Origin of the sequence: Mycoplasma testudineum (assembly GCF_002245785.1) — a bacterium.
In the GTDB taxonomy this organism is placed as follows: Bacteria; Bacillota_I; Bacilli_A; order Mycoplasmatales; family Metamycoplasmataceae; genus Mycoplasmopsis_B; species Mycoplasmopsis_B testudinea.
On the sequence record NZ_NNCE01000003.1, the window covers coordinates 111864 to 130815 of the forward strand.

Annotated in this window: 8 protein-coding genes; 5 read left to right on the top strand and 3 right to left on the bottom strand. The window is 27.4% G+C overall.

Features of this window, described 5'->3' with window-relative positions; genetic code table 4:
* Positions 1 to 119: 119 nt before the first annotated feature.
* Positions 120 to 812 carry a hypothetical protein gene (locus CG473_RS02060; RefSeq protein ID WP_094254653.1) on the bottom strand — a complete coding sequence of 231 codons (693 nt, stop codon included), beginning with the start codon at positions 810 to 812 and terminating at the stop codon, positions 120 to 122.
* A 144-nt stretch (positions 813 to 956) separates the two neighbouring features.
* Here CG473_RS02060 and CG473_RS02065 point away from each other — a divergent pair, with 144 nt between their 5' ends.
* The 5 genes from CG473_RS02065 (at position 957) to CG473_RS02085 (ending at position 9556) form a co-directional block, all read left to right on the top strand.
* Positions 957 to 3218, top strand: coding sequence for a HinT-interacting membrane complex protein P80 (locus tag CG473_RS02065; RefSeq protein ID WP_094254654.1), 2262 nt, complete (start codon positions 957 to 959; stop codon positions 3216 to 3218).
* A 9-nt stretch (positions 3219 to 3227) separates the two neighbouring features.
* The gene (locus CG473_RS02070) at positions 3228 to 4532 is read left to right on the top strand and encodes a HinT-interacting membrane complex lipoprotein P60 (protein ID WP_094254655.1); all 1305 of its coding nucleotides are present in this window, start codon (positions 3228 to 3230) and stop codon (positions 4530 to 4532) included.
* 3 nt (positions 4533 to 4535) lie between these two features.
* On the top strand, positions 4536 to 4856 hold the full coding sequence (gene hinT, locus CG473_RS02075) for a histidine triad protein HinT (protein ID WP_094254656.1): 321 nt from the start codon (positions 4536 to 4538) through the stop codon (positions 4854 to 4856).
* 574 nt (positions 4857 to 5430) lie between these two features.
* Positions 5431 to 7029 (top strand): APC family permease, encoded by a 1599-nt coding sequence (locus tag CG473_RS02080; protein WP_166623188.1) that lies wholly within the window; start codon positions 5431 to 5433, stop codon positions 7027 to 7029.
* 148 nt (positions 7030 to 7177) lie between these two features.
* A complete protein-coding gene (locus CG473_RS02085; RefSeq protein WP_208107021.1) occupies positions 7178 to 9556 on the top strand; it encodes a TonB N-terminal domain-containing protein in 2379 nt (792 codons plus the stop codon).
* A gap of 52 nt (positions 9557 to 9608) precedes the next feature.
* Here CG473_RS02085 and CG473_RS02090 read toward each other — a convergent pair whose 3' ends face one another.
* Both CG473_RS02090 and CG473_RS02095 read right to left on the bottom strand, forming a co-directional pair.
* A complete protein-coding gene (locus tag CG473_RS02090) occupies positions 9609 to 10493 on the bottom strand; it encodes an ABC transporter ATP-binding protein (protein WP_094254659.1) in 885 nt (294 codons plus the stop codon).
* Between the two features lies 1 nt (position 10494).
* Positions 10495 to 18051, bottom strand: a complete 7557-nt coding sequence (locus CG473_RS02095; RefSeq protein ID WP_169709374.1) for an ABC transporter permease — start codon at positions 18049 to 18051, stop codon at positions 10495 to 10497.
* Positions 18052 to 18952: the final 901 nt, after the last annotated feature.

An 18952-nucleotide genomic window follows, 5' to 3' on the forward strand; every position in this document is an offset into this window, starting at 1 on the left:
TAGGGAGCATTTTAATAAAATGCCTTTAAATTTTACAACAAAATCTAAAAAATAGGACTTTTATCCTCATATAAATATGCTTTGTTTAAATATTCAATTTTAGTGACTTTAAGTTAAATTTAAACACTTTTTTCTGTCAAATTTTTTCAATTTTCCCCAAAATAATTTTGAAAATGCAACTCAATTTCATTGATTAATTTAAATTTGTGTCCTTGGTATTCATACTGGTTTGTTTCAAAAGTTACATGTGGAATTCAGCTCAATTTCGGATTTTCATTTGGATAGGAAATGGCCAAAAATCCTTCATATTCATCTTCATATAAATTATTTATTGCAGCTTTAATGTTGATTTGATGAATCAAACTACTGTTGATTTTGGCTAAAAATTTGTAGATAAAAAAATACCATGGAGCTTTTTCGTTATTTGAATTATAGTAGCCATATGTTGCTGACAATTTCCATATTAAGTTGCTGTAGTTTGAAATTTTTGTAATTTTAGTAGGAACTAAAATAAGTATGTTTAAATAAACATCTGTAGTTTTCCAATTGCCTTTATCAATCATCATTCTTGGCATCAATATTTGGTATTCGTTTGTGAATAAACTATCAATAAACTTATCAGGATGCAGCGATCGCAATTTAAAATAATCGTCAATATTCATAAAAACATCAGCTACTTTTTGATTTTGCAAAACATTATCGTTTTTGTAAACTGATAGTGCAGTTTCTCTAGCTAAGGAATAAAAAAAATTGTTGGTTTCACAGATTTGAGTAAATGTATTTAAAAGTTGAATTAATTCGTTGTGTAACATGTAAATATTTTAAAACTAAGTAAGCTAAAATTGTTAATTGATTTTGATAAAAAATTTAAAATCTATGTTTGTTAGTCTAATCTAAGTCTTATGTAAAAAAATCATAGTTTTTAATATAATTATAGAAAAACTTAAGGGGTTGATATGGCCAAGTTCGATATGAAAAAATTAGATATTCGTAAAATTTTTAAAAAAAATAAAACAGATGAAAAAAAGAGGAACATTAAGTCTTGAATTGTTTTGGGTACTTTAGCTGGTGCAATTAGTCTAGGTGTAGGTATTCCTGTTGGTATTGTTAATAATACAGTAACTCAAACACCTGTTGAATCTGGTTCAAATACTTTAGTAACTTTTAAAGATGCAAATGGAAATATAAGAAGTTTTTCAATTGATGAAGTTTTTAATTTATCAAAAACAGCTGCTTCAAAAAATGAAGAGACTTTCAATAAATTTGCTCAAAGCACAATCGAATTAATGTACGAAGAAGAAAGAGTAATGTCTGAAACATTGCTTGCAGCTTTTCAAAAATCAACTTTAGAAACAAGTACATTGCCAACTGGTTTTTCAAAACTAACCCCATTAAGTGAAATAAAAGCATCACAGCAAGCAGTTATCGCTGAACAAAAATCTAATTTACAAAGACAATTTGGTTTTTCAAATTGACAAGCTCAATTTAATAATTTGTTAACTACTAATGAAACTTACGGTAAAACAGGAACTGAAGAAGGCGCCGTTAATTTTTTAGTTAAGCAAGCAATTAGTGCTGATGCAAATAGAAGATTTAATGCTTCAATTATTTCTTCTTTAAATGACAAAACATTAAAAGCAACTGTGAGTGAAAATATTACATTTACTGGTGATATTCCAAGCTTGGGAATTAAAGCTGGTGATACATATTTAAATAGTGGAGATAAAATTTTCCAAAATTATTTTGTTAGTTCAGCTGATACGACAAGCGGTTTAACACAAGCAAGTGATAACAATAATGTCAATGCGGTTGTGGATACTACTCAAGTTGAAAATTCAAGAAGCACTAGAATATTTTCAACTACATCTTTTTTAAATTTTTTACCTTCTTCATTTAAAGGCAAATTTACTTCAGCTTCAGATTTAGTTTCACTGCATTTAAAAAATAATTCAAATGCAATTTATCAAATTTCAAATTTCATTATACCAATTACTGCTGATGCTACAAATTTAAATGGTAACTGAACAATAACTAAAGCTAATTTTAAAAGCTTAGTTAATTATAGTTTTAGAAATAATCTTGCTAATTCATTACTTTCTGAAAATGGAATCTTAAAATATGCTGGCGCTAAATTATTTGATGAAACAATTAGTGAAGAAGCAAAAACTCAAATTGCAAATGATAATTTTTGATTAAACACTAGATCAAGTAATACCACAAAAACAAATCACGGTTTTTTAAGTTTTGGTCCAATTAACGACATTTATAATGCAATTAATACTTCAGCTTCAAGCACAAATATGGTTATGACATTAGCAATGGCAAAATCTATTTCAACTAACCAAGATCTATTTTCAACATCAGTTATTGACCCAAATACAAATGCAAATTGAAATCCAATTTCAAGATTGTATAATGCTTTAATTGCTGATCAAACTTTTTCACCTTTATTTAAAAAAGAAGATGGAAGTAATGTTGTTTTAGCAACTGATGTAACAAAAGATAATGTTGAATTACTAAATACAAATATGAATGAAAAAATTGACAACATATCAAGTGATGATTTCCAAGTAGCAATTAATAGAGTTTTAGATAATGCATTTTCAGTAGGACCAACTTTTAATACCGCAAATTCAACATATCAAAGTACAGAAAACAATGCAAGAAAACTTTCATACTATGATGCAACTAATGATGTTTATATTGTTGTAAATGCAAGTGGAATTAATGTTGTAAAACGAGATACAGTTAATACAGTTGCAGATTACCAAAAATACATTTTAAATGATTTATATGACAGCTTATTTACAAGTCAAAGTCAAAGATTTTCTTATGGTTCAATTACAGATTTAAATCAATATAATACTGATTCTTACAATATGAAAAACTTTGTTGAATTAAATAATATTAATGCAGATTCCATTACAAATCAAAGTGCTTTAGGTAATTACTATGTTGAAAAACTTTCATATCAAAGTGGTACTGTAAATGATGAAATAGCTAAAGTAATTGCTTATGCAAATAACACTATTTCAACAAATAAATTAACTACATTAAAAACCTTAACCGGTGCAGCAAACGCGTTTGTAAGTTCAGCTTTTTCAAATAAAACTTATGTTGATTTTGCTATCTTAAAAACACAAACTTCTGTTGTTGCACAAAAAGAATTTACTGAAAAAATTTATGAAGCACTTAAAGCTCAATTAGGACTAAATTAAGGAGTCAATATGAAAAAATGAAAATTAGGTTTAGGTTTAAGTGTTCCTTTAATTACTGCAGTAGCAGCTGTTTCTTGTGGAACAGTAATTAATTCTCCTGAAAGACAATCACAAGAAACTGAAATAGGTTCAAATGCAACTAAAGAAACACTTACTAAAATTTATAACCAGTCTATTTTAGGAAGCCTATATGGAGTTGATTTAGTTAATTTGGCAAACGATTCTTATTTTAATGATCCAGCAAGTGAATTTTACAAAGATGTTGAAGCTGCTTGAAATTTTTATTATGCAGCTGAAACTTTAAATAATATTAATTGATTTAATGAACAATTAGAAACTTGAAAAACAAACAGTTTTACAAGTTATGTTTTTAATAGTAAAAACGAATCAATTATTGTAACTACCCCAACAAATAGCGATACTTGAAAAACATTATTTTTAAATTTTCAATCACCAATAAGAACAGTAATTGTAAACATGCTTTTAGTAAAAAAATATTTACTAGAACAAAGTTTAGATAATGTTAAAAAAACATTAACTACATATGACACTATCTTAAGTGATACAACTCCAGAAACTGATACAACAAAAATTTTATATAAATCTATAACTGCTGATGATGGAATGTTTTTCTTTACAAAATATTTAGTGAACGATAAAAAAATTGTTAACAAATGAAGTTATACTGGAACTCCAACATTAGCACAAGCTAATTCTGGAATCTTAACAACAGTAAATTCAGTTGATACTTATAATGCATTAGTAACAAATGCTGCTAACCAAATTAAAACAATGTCTAATGGTTTAAGTGTTAGTGGTTCTTCAACGGATGCTTTACAAAATTTATATTCATACACAGGTATTGCTGAACAAACTAGCCCTAGTCCAACTGGAGATCTTTCATGAGCAATAGCAGATTTAAAATTGCAAACAGAGATAAAAGAAGGCTTCCAAGATATTAATACTAATTTGCTTTATTCAGAACAAAAACTAAGTCAAAATGCTGCTTCAACTAATTCAAATTCAGATTTAACTACTGAAGTAATTGTTATGAGCGAAAAAGATGGAACATATAGTTTAAATGCAAATTATTTAATTAAAATAACACCTAATTTTGATACTGACAGTGAAAAGTTTACTTGAGCAACAACGCCTTGAAATACTTCAGATTCAAGAAGAACAATTGCTTTTTGATTAAATAGAATTGATACAACATTAATAGCAACTGCTAGAACGCATTATAGAGCTTTAGGCTTTGAAATGGAAAGTCAAAATCGTTCAGCTGATGGTCACATTACAAACGGGAGTGTATAGATTATGAAAAAATCAATTTTTGAAATGATAATTGACCGTGAATTAGAATCTGAAATTATTTATGAAGATGATTTATTAATAGCTATTTTTGATAAATTTCCGCATAACAAACATCACTTTTTAGTTATTCCTAAAAAGAAAACAGAAAATCTAAAAGATGCAGATAGTAAAACAATTTCTCTTGCATTTAATAAAGCTGTTGAACTAGCAAATTTAATGAGAAGTCAAGGTAAATTTGAAGATTTCAAGGTGTTAGTAAATAATGGTCCTCTTGCTGGTCAAGAAATCTACCATTTACACATTCACGTAATTCCGTATTACTAGTTTTATAGTAAAAACTAAATTTAATTGAGGATGACTTAGGTCATTTTTTCTATTTTTTCTTAAATTAACGAGAAAAAATCTATAATTAAGTAGCAAATAAGCAAATTTTAAATAAACCTATATGCGTGGTAGTTGTTTACTACCTAAGTATAACCAAGGGCCGTAGTCATCCGGGTTATACTGAATTGTATAAGCAAGCGTTTTAGTAAGCTCAAGTAGGGACTATGAGACAACTAGTAACCAGTCTAGTTGAAAGTATATGGGAAAAGGGTGTTCCGATGCCCTTTTTTTAATATAATTTCTATCCCTAAAACCAAAATACCTGTGAAAAATAAAATTTTCACTTTATAAAAAATAATTTATAATAAAGTAACTAAACAAAAGGAGTTAACATGGAAAATAATAATTACATTGTAAGTTTTTCAAGACTCTTTTCATTATCACGTAAATTTAAATCTTCTAAATCTATTGTTTAGGGGATGTTTTACTATATTGAATTTATTTAAAATATCGCCACAACAACAATAGTGGTGATATTTTTATTTATTTGTTTATGTATTTAATTAGGAGTATTATGAAAAAGAAAAAAACAATTAAAACTGCAGCTGATTTTAGTCAAAAACAAAAAATCAATTTTTTTTCCGCAATGATGATAGTAGTTGGTTCCTGTATCGGGGCTGGAATTTTTTTCAAATCAAAAGCAGTATTATCCAATGCAAATGGTTCGTTAATTTTGGCTTTAATAAGTTGAGCAATAGCTGCTTTTGCCGTTATTGCAATGGCTTTAGCATTAATTGAAATTGTAAGTGCAACAAAAAAAGATGATGATCTTTCCTTTATAGGTTGAAACAAATTATTTAATAGCGTTTGAATTTTTAAAGCTTCAAAAAATTTTATGCTCTATATTTATTTGCCATTAAATTTTTTTTACATGCCGCTTTATTTTATTCAAACAATTCAAGATGCAATTTGAAATTTTAGTGAAGGAAACAATTCGAGTGTCTTACTTGGTTTTAGTCATGAATGAATAGTTTGGATAATTATAGCTTTTGGGATTGGAATGTGATTTTTATTTACAGGTCTAAAAGCAAAAATCAGCGACTGACAAAATAAAATTATTTTAGTATTTAAATTTTTTCCTCTAGTTTTTGCTGCTCTAATCGGTTTTATCTTAATAGCAACCGGAGTACAATCTAGCGCTCAGGCAGGAATTAGCGTTAATATAGAAGCGGGATTAACTCAAGGTGCTTCTTTAGCTTCCTTAACTCCTGGTTTAGGAATGTTCATTGGAATAGCTGGTATCTTTTTTGCTTATGATGGTTTTTATGTTTCTGCTGGTATTCAATCAGAAATGAAAGAACCAGAAAGAACACCTAAAGCAATATTATATGGATTAGGAATTGTTACAGTTGTATACGTAATTATTGCAATATCAATGTCGATTGTTGGAAATGGTTCAATTGGCGGACTTGAAGAACAATTACAAAGTGCAGGTATGAGTGCAAAAGCTTCGTTCATTTTTATGGGAGTTATCAACTTATTAGTTGCTATTGGAATTTTAGGAATTATTAATGGTTTTGCAGTTTGAACACCAAGATACATGGAAGATTTAATTGCTGCAAATGAAATCCCGTTCATAAATAAAAAGAAATGAAAATTAAATAAACATTTGCCTTTATCAGGTTTAAAAATAACATTAATTTTAACCCTTCCTCTTTTTGTTATTTTTGCAATTATAGGTGCACTAGGTTATACAGATAGTTCTGGTTATGCTTTTTACGGTGCTCAAATGGATAATTTATATTCATTAGCAGATGATTTAAGTAATTGAACTTCAGTAATTGTATTTGGATTTATAGCAATAGCAATTTATGGAGCAATTAGAAATAGAAAAACCCAGAAAGTTAAAGTTACAAAAAATAAATTTTTAATTCCTTTTGGTATTGTTTCAATAATTTTGGTTGGCCTTTCCATGTCAATTACAGTAATAATTCCGATAATTGATTTATTTTTATTAACCGCGGTGCAAAATACATTTTTAACAAATGAACTTGTTGTTGGTAAATTCATTAAAGTATTTATTTTGTTTATCTTTATTTTAGTGATGTTTGTACCAACAATAATTGAAAATTACTTTAGTAAAAAAACGAAATTAGCAACTGCAGAAATATAAATTTTTTAAAATATAAAAAGAATAAAATCTTTCAATTTTCAAGCATAAAAAGTTATTGTGTAAATAATGCTTTTTATGCTTTTATTTTAAGGGTAAATGTAACTCTACAATTTATTTCATATTTTAATTAACTATATAAAATATGTTTATGAGAAAAACAATATTTTTTTTAGGAAGCGCATTTATAGCCGCTCCTTTAGTTAGTTTAACAGCAATAGCATGTTCACCAGGAAATGGTAGTGGTGAAAACGATAATCTATTAAATATTTTTACAAAAACTAAAGAACAAATAAACAATTATTTAACTAATACTTACAACAATAAATCTTTAACAGTTAAAAATAATGATGTAATAAATGTTGCTAATAACGTTACTTTCGAAACAGATTGAAGTGCGGAAATCAAAGTTACAGAAATTAATAATACAAATAAAACTGTTGCTTTTAATGTCAAAATAAATCACAAATCACAATTATTTCAAAATGAAAATAATGATTATTCTTTAACTGTATCGTTTATTTCAGAAAATCCTAATCCAGTTGATCCAACACCAGATCCTAAGCCGGATCCCGCTCCTGAACCTAAGCCTACACCTAAGCCTACACCTGATCCTACACCCGAACCAAAGCCAGAACCTAAACCTGAACCAAAACCGGATCCAAAACCTGAAGATAAAAAGCTGGAAGTCACAAATCAAGTTAAAACAACAAATAGTTTTAGCTTCAATTTAGCAAATTATAATTTGCAGAAAACTTATAACATTAACTTAACTAAATTTAATGACACACAAGTAGTTCAGTCTGTTACAGTTCAAAATGATCAATTGTCTAGATCAATACAATTTGCTGATCTAACTCAAAATACAAAATATCAAATTGTGATATTAAATAATCAAGTTGAAATACTTAAATTTGATTTTACAACCCTGACTGAAAGCACACCTACAAATCCTGATACACCCGTTGATTTGTTTAAAGATTTTACAATTAATTTAACTGGTGTAGATTTTGCTAGTTCCTATTTTGAAAATAAAATTGGTGCAAATAATAAATTTAGAACTTCAAACTTAAATGGCAAAGTTATGAAAATTATTGCTAACTCTTTTGATGATGTTTCTGGAGAAATAAATATTACTGTTGAATTAACTTCTAACGGTAAAACTGAATCAAAACAATTTTCGTTAATAGCATCATCTAAATTAGATGACCTCTATTTATCGAAAAGCTTAATGTTGACTTTAATTCAAAAAAATATGAAAGTTTTAGATGCAACTAAAATTCAAGAAGAATTAGCAAAGCGTAACAATGCAAGTGAAAGAGTAACTTACATTAATTCATTATTTAATATAGGTTTCGAAGTTAAAGAAAATGTTAGTTCGGCATTAATAAGTGGGACAAAATCACTATTAGATATTTCGGCAACTAAAGTAACTAAAAAATTGACAAACGAAACTAATTTACAAAATCAGTATATAAATTTCAATTACAAATTTAGTGTCCAAGCACAAAAATTAACATCTCAAAATCAGGATGTGATAACAAATACAATTGAAGCATCTTCTATATTAGAATTTAAAGTTGAAGATGCTGCTGAATTGATAATGAATAATTTGAAATTAAAAGATTTAACAAATGTGAAATCTGTTTCTGATTTTTTCCCGAGCTATTACAAGCAACTAATAAAAGCACAGTATCAAAATGAGGGACAAATTAATGGTGACATATCAACATATAAAAACGGTTCGGGACAAACTCAGCAATATGCTGGTATACCTTTAAATTTATTCGTTCAAGATGTAATTCAGGTAAATGAAGCATTCCAAAATAAAAGTGGCGAACTAGATAGAACTAAATTTCCTTATCAAATATTTTTAGATGCAGAGAGTTTTAATGATGTAGATGATATTAATGGTAGTGCTAGAATAAGATTTTCAATAAGAAACATAAACGATGATGATGGAGCTGTTATCAATAACATATTAGTTTACAAAGAGTTTGAAATTAATAACTTTTTAAAATTAGGGAATGAACAAGAAAAAGATTTCCAATACAGTATGACCAGCAATACATCAAGTCCAATTGTTAGAAATCTTAACAGAACTTGAGGTACAGTTTTGGATAAGGATTGAGATTCAGGAAAAGAAACAATTGAATTAAGTCAACTGGATCAAGATAGCAAAAAAGAAGTAGAAACAAGAGTTTTTAATTCTTTTGCGCTTTCATATTTGCAAAACTCAAACACATATATTATGAATATAACTAATGATCCAAAAATTTGACCATTTCCTCTTGAATTGCTGTCATGAAAAATTGTATTAAATGGATTTAAATTTGATTTTAATCAAAAGATGCTAATAGTGAACTATGATATGGAACTAGAAGTAAATGGCGGCAGCAATCCTAAAATTGTTAAGCGAACAAATGTTTCAGTAAGTCAAAAAGTTAATAAAGAAACAGTTCAAGGAAAAAGTAAATATTCATTTGCTCTAGATGCGTCATTACCGAACATAGTCAGAAATAATAACTAATAAATTTCATTGCATAAAAAAGTGCACCATTTTATTGTGGTGCGCTATTTTTTTAACCTAAAGCTAAATTATCAGGATGGACAGGGTTCGGATTAACTGTAACACTATCTATGATTCCATCTTTTACATTAATTATTTTATGTGCTAATGGAGCCATAGAACTGTCGTGTGTAACCATGACAATTGTTGTGCCATATCTTTTGTTAATATCGTATAAAATTTTAAGAACAATTAAGGCAGTTTTTTCATCTAAAGCACCGGTGGGTTCATCAGCGAAAATGATATCTGCGTTTTTAGCTAATGCTCTTAAAATTGATATTCTTTGTCTTTGCCCACCAGACATTTGAGCAGGGTATTTATTCATTACTTCTTCTAAATCAAAATGCTTAAATAATTCTTTAATATTAATTTTTTTTGAAGCATCTTTTTGAAGATAAGCACCTGTTTCAACATTGTCATAACCAGTTATATTTTCTAGAAGATTATAAGATTGGAAAATAAAAGAAACATGTTTTCTTCTAAAAATAGTCAACTTATTGTCACTTAAATAAGGCAAATTAGTATTTGCAACAATTACGTGGCCGGCAGTAGGGCGATCTAGCCCAGAAATTAAATTTAGTAAAGTAGATTTACCACTTCCTGATTTACCATAAAGCATGGCAAATTCTCCTTTTTTAATTGAAAAAGAAGCTTTCTTTAATACAGGGGTGATTAGATTACCGTTGATATAACTTTTATTTACGTTTACTACATCAATTATGTTTCCAGGGTGATTTGCGGCTTTAATATAGCGGTCTTTACGTCTTTTATGATCATTTGCTCACTTGAATTTTCGTAATGTTTTTTTATCAACAGTAATTTCACTAGTTGCTTCAAAGTTGACTTCGCTATCAGTTTGTTCTTTAGGTTTTCTTTTCAAAATATTTTTTAATTTCATACTAACCGCCTTTCATAATCATAATTGGTTTAATTTTATTTATTCATAATCAACTTAATGAAGCAGCTACTAAGAAAATTAGTGAAATAGCTACTATAGTTATAAGAACGTGTCATCAAACTATTGTTAATGGTAGTGCAAGACTTGAAGCTGATATTAAATAGCTATTAAAAATATTTATTCCGGCAATTGTAATGAAAACAGAAATAATAATTGCACCAATAATGAACGGCACAAACACGGAAAAGAATAACCTAATTTTTTCTTTATTTGTATAACCAAGGATGGAAAATAAAGCAATATTTTTTTCGTTTTCATTAATCATAATGTTTGTAATTATAACCAAGATAACTACTGAAATAACAATTGAAGCAGCTATTATGTTATTTAAAACACCGTTGATTAATGAAGTTAGATTTGTAGTAAATCCACTTTCAATAGCTTGAGAATTAAGCCCAGTAATTGTTGAAACATACAATTGATTTTCATATAATGCTGCATATTTTTCAAGTGCTACATTCATATCATTTCTGCTTGCAGTTATTTGTTTAACAGATGTATAGTTGCTGAAGTTTAATCATTTTAAAATTTGCTCTTCAGTTAAACCAACTTTGGTTTGCAATGTACCATTTTCGCCAAATATATAATCAAATGATTGAAGTGGATTATCAAAATTAAATCCTGTCTGAGCAGAAAAATAACCTGAAGGTGAATAAAGACTAGAACTAGCTGTAATCTGATCTGGTGAAACTCTGTTACTTAATATTCCATTAAATGGAACTAAATCACCTTTGGCAAGTGTGTCCAATTTGGTTAATTTATTTGCTACATTTTGAGTAGTTATAAATTCATCATTAATAAAGGTTTGGTTAATGCCTATAACTCTAAATTTATATGAATCAATTTCACTATTTCCAAGGATTACTTTTTTATATCTATCTGCAGGATTTAGTATTGATATTTCAAGTTCAGAACCAACACTTAATCCGTGTTTAGCGGCACTAACAACATTGACAATTAAAGGGTAAATGTCATCGTTAGTTTCAAAGTTAAATAAATCTTGTTTCATTGATTTACCTTCAAAATTAACAAAATCAACAATGTTTGTATTTTCTTTATAACCTAATATTTTGATTTCATTATTTCCAATTTTGGATCTTATGTATGTATAAGTTTCGTCATAATCTGGATTAAAAATTACACCGTTAAATGTTATTAAAAAATCTAAATTTAAAGGATTAGCTTTTGCTAGTTTTGTATATGCGTTTACAAGAAATTCTCTATATGCATCTCTTACTTTAACTCTTTGTCCTTCAGGGTTTAAATAAGTAGAAGATGTAGTAATAGGTTCAGGTATGTATCTTTTTTCAATAGGGTTTCAGCGATTTAAAAAGAAGCCATTTATCCCATTTAAATTTTCATAATATTTAAAGTAGTTTAACGGATTTTCTGAATTACCATAGTATTCATTTATGTCTTCAACAATTAATTTATATTGTGAGTCTTCATCGTATTGAACTTTTTCTAATTGTGGTGCTATGTTATTAGTAATTTTGTCAATTCGATTTTTAATTGTATCGGGTAAGTCGTTATAAGTTAATTCTCAAGGGTTAATTTTTATTCCTAAATCAACATTGATATCTGCTCCGAATCTTGTAACTACTTTTGGATCTAAATCAGTTGGATTACCATTATTAATTGCATTAACTGATCCATTAGCTAATCTTTCTCCTTGAACAGGTAATGAATATCCTGGCGCAAAATAATTGTTATATTCTAGTTGCGCTTCAGCAGAATTACCAACTGGTGAATAAAGTTGATTTGCAATACCAGTTCCATCAGTAGGTAATATTAATCCGCTTTCACTAGTAGGCGTTACTAGATCAATATTGTAGTTATAATTTCGATTAGCATAAGTTTCATTAGCCGCTTTAGAAAAGACGTTATTTGATGAAATAGAAAATAAAATAACTGTCGAACTTAAAACGAAAGCTAACATCAGCCAAATTAATTTTCAAAAAGAAGATACTAATAAAGACACATTAAATTTAGTTTTAACATCCCTTTTTCTAAATACTTGGCTCAATCAAGTTGTAAGTGCATTAACTTTAATATCGCTTGCTCCAGACATTAAGTCAATACTTTTTGTTCTTAGAACCAAAAGTGTAACTAGAATAATAAGAACAGACATACCCAATCAAGGCAGTACGATTGTAAAAAATAGTGATATAGGACTAAATCCTGTTGTTCCAGTTGGAACCGACCAATAATTAGAAAATAGATTAATAACATATCGCTGTAATAAATTTCCAGTTAAATAACCTGTAAATCCACCTAAAACAGCCGTAACTAAAGCAAAAGCAGTTAATGAAATTGAAATTTGAATTGGTGTATAACCTTGAGAAATCAAAATTCCTAAAACTTTAGCTTTATTTTGAATGTATCTTTTAACAACAAACGAAAACGCAATTGAAACAAGTACAACAAGAATAATAAGAGTATATAAATTAAAATTACTTATTGTTCTAATTGTTGTTAAAGGGGCTCTAATTCTTAAAGCTCTTTCAGGGTTAAGTGGGTCTGTAACCATTGAAGAATATGCTTTTTGAATTGTGTTTTTACCAGTATTTTGATAAATATATTCATTTAGCTGATTAACAATTTCATTTGTGTTTTGATTAGTTTTGTTTTGAGCTAAAACATATGTTTTTACTGGACCTGAAGCAAAACTTTTAACTCTGTCAAATCCCATTTGATTTACATAAACAATTCCTTGTGTAGCTGTATCTACTTGGATGTTATTTTCATCAACAACTGGATAAATATAATCTGCTGTTGTTTCAGTTCCTATGATTATAAATTTGGTCCCGCTAATATCTAAAATAAATTTTTGGTTTTGGTTAGCATTCATTCAATTTTGAAAATCTATAACATTTGAAGGAATTTCTCCTGTATAGACTGAATAGTTATTGTTTCTTAAAAAAGCATCATTTACTTTTGCTACATAAGAACCTGCATCATCAAAATAAATCAATTGATCAAATCTTTGTAAATAAGTTATTGTCCCGAGTGCTTTGTAAATAAAACTTTTTAATTCAATCCCATAAAATGTAGGTAAATTTGGATCGGTATTAGGACTAATACCATTTTTTTCAAAAAAATCAATGTCAAGTAATATATTACTTACATCATCTGTTTCTGCCGGACTTGAAAATAATGAATTTCCAACAATAAATGTTGACAATTCAGAAACTTCTTCACTAGTCATTTGATTGAATTTTCTGATTTTTTCAGTTAGGATATAAGCTAAATTTGAACGGTTAATTTTTTCTTCTTCAGTTGCATCTTTTTTAATGGCAACATCTGAAGTAAATCATAAAGTAACTTGTGGCAAAATAACGTTTAATAAAGGGCTTAATAAGGCTGGAGAAAGATCAATTGAAGAAAGTAATTTATCAGTTTGTATTACTGAATCTGTAATTGAATTTAAAATTTCAACCACTTTTGAATTTCTGCTTCATAATGATGATTCACTATTAAAAATATTTATAAACGATTTTGATTGAGTAGCATTTGGATCAAATACTTTTAGTACAGATGAGTTATATTCAACTAATGAAGCAAATGCAGACATAAAAAACACAAAGTTTAATCGCGAATCGTTTATTGTTTTTTGCGAATCTAATGATAACGAAGAAATAAAAGATTGCAAACTAGAATTTTCATTATTAAAAAGTTCGCTTGTCATTCTTCTAGTTGCTGCTAAACCTTTGTTGATATTAAATTCACCTAAATCAATATTTGCAGATTGATCAGGATAAAGAATTTTGGAATTTAACTGATTCAAAAATTCGGCATCAAAAACTATTCTGTTATTTATTGTAGTTTTATTATTAAATAATTCAAAAATTTTTCTGTAGTCTGAAAGGAAAGAAGAATTTGAAGCTGCTGATGTTTTAATTTTTATTAAAAATGAAATAGCATTAATTAAACTCTTACCATAATTGTAATTTATTGAACCATCAGGATTAGTAACTTCAAATGGGTTAGCTGCTGATATTTGACTTCTTGCTTGTCTGTAGATTTCATCATCTGCGACTGTTCCTAAAAGTAGATTAGTAATTGTTGCTAAATTATTAACATTAGGATTAAAACTAAATTCATCATACAAAGATAAATAAGCATCAATATAACTATTTATTTCAGGATAATTTGATGCAGAATAATTTTCAATCATACTAAATTTAGATTTTAAATATGCTATTTCAGAAATTGACAATGTGCCGTTTTTGATATTATTTTGAATTTTTTTCAATTCAGAAATAATATCGTTATCTGATTCGCTTAAACTAGTCAAAATTGACAAAGATGACAGACCTAATTTTGGGTCATTTTCAAAAAGAGGAATGTATCCAACTATATCATTAAATTCTCCAGAATCACTTAAGTTTAGCATTTTGATTAACGCTAACTTTACAGCTATATCGTTGTTTGAAACTGTACTACTTGTACTACTTTTAGTTAATGATTCGATAAATGAAGCAAGAAGGTCAGAAGTTGTCACACCATAATACCTAAAATTTCTTTCGTCATTTTCTTGTTTGTAATCAAATCATTTTGCCTTTGATTCTAAATTAGTAATAAACAAGTTTAAATTGAATAAAGAGATAAGCTCTTTTAATCCTTCGTATATATTGCTATATGTTCCGTTATTGCTATCTATTTTTGTGAATAGCAATTTTAATTGCTCATCTTCTTTTCCTTTAGAATTTACAATTTTTCTATAAATGCTTGTTGGTTCATTTGGATTTAAAAGTGCACGAAAATTTACAATTGAAATTAATTCTAACAAACCTTCTTTTAACATTGATTCATCAGCATATTTAAAGAATGGAACTAAAAAATTAAAATCTGAAATTAGATTCTTTTTTTCATCAACAGTTTTTTGTCAATTTTCACTATATCACATTCTAATTTCATTAATAGCTTCATTAACATCAAAAGAACGTACTATTTTCACTAATGCTTCAAAAATAATTATTGGATCATTAGTAAAATTCATTATGTCATCTAACGTTAAATTGAATGGCAAAATTGAAAGTAAATCAGTTCCAAAACTTTTAAATACTTCTGTTAAATTTGAAATTTGTGTTTTGAAATATTCTTTTCTTTGTTCTAAAGTAGTTCCGCTTTCAATTGTTAATTCTTTAAATCTATTAATAATATTAACAATAAAATCTTGGAAAGTACTTGCCCCAAATTGGTTGTTCATGTGATAGATAATATCTAGATAAAATTTAGGGAAAACGTTAGCATTGGCTTTACCTACTGACAGTAATTTATGTAAGTCATTTTCATAGGCAGATAAGGCAACTGATTGGATAAAAATATTTAAAAAATTTTCTGTAAAAATACCTTGAGAATATAAAGCAGACTCTCGGATTAGTTGCGCTACATTATCTGAAATAATTGTAAATGTTCCTTTTGTTAAAATTTCATTTAATATTTCTGGATTAGGTACTCGTGCAACTAGTGGTAAAACAATTCGATCAGATTGTGAAGTGTCAGGTCTAGCTCATGTAGTATTCGTTTTTGTTGAATCAACAGTAAAATTATTTGATTGAAAATAACTGCCAAGATCTTTAAAGGTCATTCCTTTATCATCAGCAAGTATTCATTCTCCTGTCGAATTCTTATTAACAAAATAATAAAGTTCATTTATTACAGTGAATCCTTTGTCTTTTGTTATTGGAGAATTTAATTCTCTTACAGTGACAATTTTTTGATTAGGTCTTCTTGAAAAAGAACCATCAGATTCAGGTATTAAAACATTTTCATATTCAATATTTGTTTTTAAATAATTAGAATCTAAAGCATAATTTTGTAAAACTCTTCCAGCAATTAAAGCAGCGATTTTCGGTGTCAATATTTCGCTTCTAAAAAAATCATCATTGTTAGATGTTAAAGAATTAATTTTAGTTGGTTCTATTGTTTCGTTATAAAGTTTACCTACATTTTGGACAACACTATTTATGGCATAGTTCATATCTCCGGTGTTTACAAAATTAAACACTGTAGTTTTATTTGTTTCATTATTAACACTATTTACTACTGTTGTTTGTCTAATTCCAACATTTTCTGTACCTAGTGTATTTATAACTTTATTAACTAAATCTTTTTGAGTTATACCTTGAGCTCTATTTGTAATTAATTTTAAACGTTTAGATGCAATGTCATTATCTAATAAAGCATTATATTCATCAACTGAAATAAATTCTGGATCAGCAATATTTGAAATAGATGCAACTGTAACTGTTGCATTATTTCTTTGAAATGGGATTTCCATATCTTGTCTTGTTAAAACAACATTACTTGTAATAGATGGCTCTGTTGCATCATCAAAATAAATTTTTTGAGTTTTTGATCAATAGCTAAATTCAGATATTTGGTCTTTAAAGTTTGGATCATTTAGCAATTCTTTTAATGCTTGTAAGTAATTACCACTTCAGGTTTGTGGGTCAGCATTTTCATCATAATTTAATTTAAATTGATTTAAAACAAATTCATAAATTATTGTTTGTTTTTGAATAAATTGATTTGAAAAAACATAATTAAATCCTATTTGTGGTTCTAAATATAAATTTGAATCTATATTTAAAACTCTTTCATTTAAAAATGAAAGTCTAAATTCACCAGACATTTTTGCACCATATGAAATAACTACTGCATTACCATTTTGAATTGCAGGATCCAATTTAATTTGAGGAGTAATTGTTGAATCATAGTTATAAAAACTAGTTGATTCATTTTTTGTAAAACCTAAAAGGGTTGCTAAGTTTTGACCTTCTACTGTGTAAAGTTCATTTCTTTTTTTTCATTCAAAAGCTTTTACCGAACTTGATGTAGCTTCTTTAGTTACAATATTTAAATATAATTCTCCAAGATTAGATAAAAATGCCCTTCCATCGTTGCTAGGGTTAATTCTGGCTATGTGATTTAAAAATGTTTCTTTATCAAATTTAAATACGGTATTTGAATCAATTGTGTTAGTTCTTGAAAGTGGATTATATGAATCAACATCTTTACTATAAAGTTGAAAATCTAAATCATTTGAATTAAATGTAATTGTGTCTTTTTCTTTATCAATTATGATTGTAGGTCTAGATGTTTTTCCGTTATATAAATCTTCAATTGAACTTGCTAAAATATATTGATTTGCTTCTGCTGTAGGAAAAAATGTTTGAGCTAATATATATTTGGAATTAAAATTAGCAAACTTACCATCTTTTTTAAGTTGAGCAATATCGTAGGATTCTTTAGTTTCTATAAATGCTCCGTTGGACGGAATTTTACCATCACTTTCAACACTTAAATCTACAGTTAAATCTTGCATTTTGGAAACTGTGTTGTAAGAATCAAGACGATTTTCGTATGCCGTTCTAACGTCAAATAATAATGTGAAAATTGCACTTGATAAAAAAACAAGAATTGATAAACCTATAATCAAAACTTTACTTTTTCTAAGTGATCTAAAAATCTCTTTAAATAGTCTTCTCACAGATACTCCAATTTGTACAGGCCTCATTATAACAAAAACATGTTTGCATGTCCTTTAAAAAACCTGACTAGGCAGATAGTAATAAGTGTTTAATTCCGTAAAGATATACTCATTAAATTAATATTTTTTATCAAGTGAAAAGCACCCAAGAAAACTCGGGTGCTTGTTAGTTTTTTATAAAACTCAAATTAAAATTGTTTAGTTTTATATACGATTCGGAAAATTACATGGACCGCTTTTCATTTAAAATAAACTAACATTTTAAAATTATTTTAGTGCAAGGTATGTTGGCGTCTTAAAAAAATAATTTAATCTGCAATAGTTAAAATAAAGCGTTCATTTTGAGCAATATAAGTGTCATTAATTGTATTTTGAAGAGTGATTAATTTTAACTAACAACACTTAAAAAAGGAAATTGAATTAAATTTGGTGTCAAATTGGTCGAAGATTTGACTTTGTCTTTTATGATTCTTAGAATACAATAAAAATATTAAAAAAGGTAACACGATTAAACGAACAAATAATTAAAAAAGCTTTTTCCAACATATATCTCCTTGCAAAACCATTATATAAATTTAGTTATAAGTGTTTATTTATATAAAATTATTTTCGAATAATTTTGAATTTTTTTACATTTTTTGTATAATGCTGACTTTATTTTTTAAACGATTATATTATTAATTTTTGAAATAATTGATACCATTTTTTGACTTAAGTTTATTTAGTTAAATTTCATTAAACGACTAAATATTTCTTAATTTTAAAATTGGTTTTTACGACTTTATAAAATAGGATATTTTGATATTGATTGTTTCATGAATGTTTGTAGTGGTACCTTAAAGTTGGACTAAAAAAATTATATATATTCTAAGGAATGTTGTCTAAAGTTATAAGGCGACAT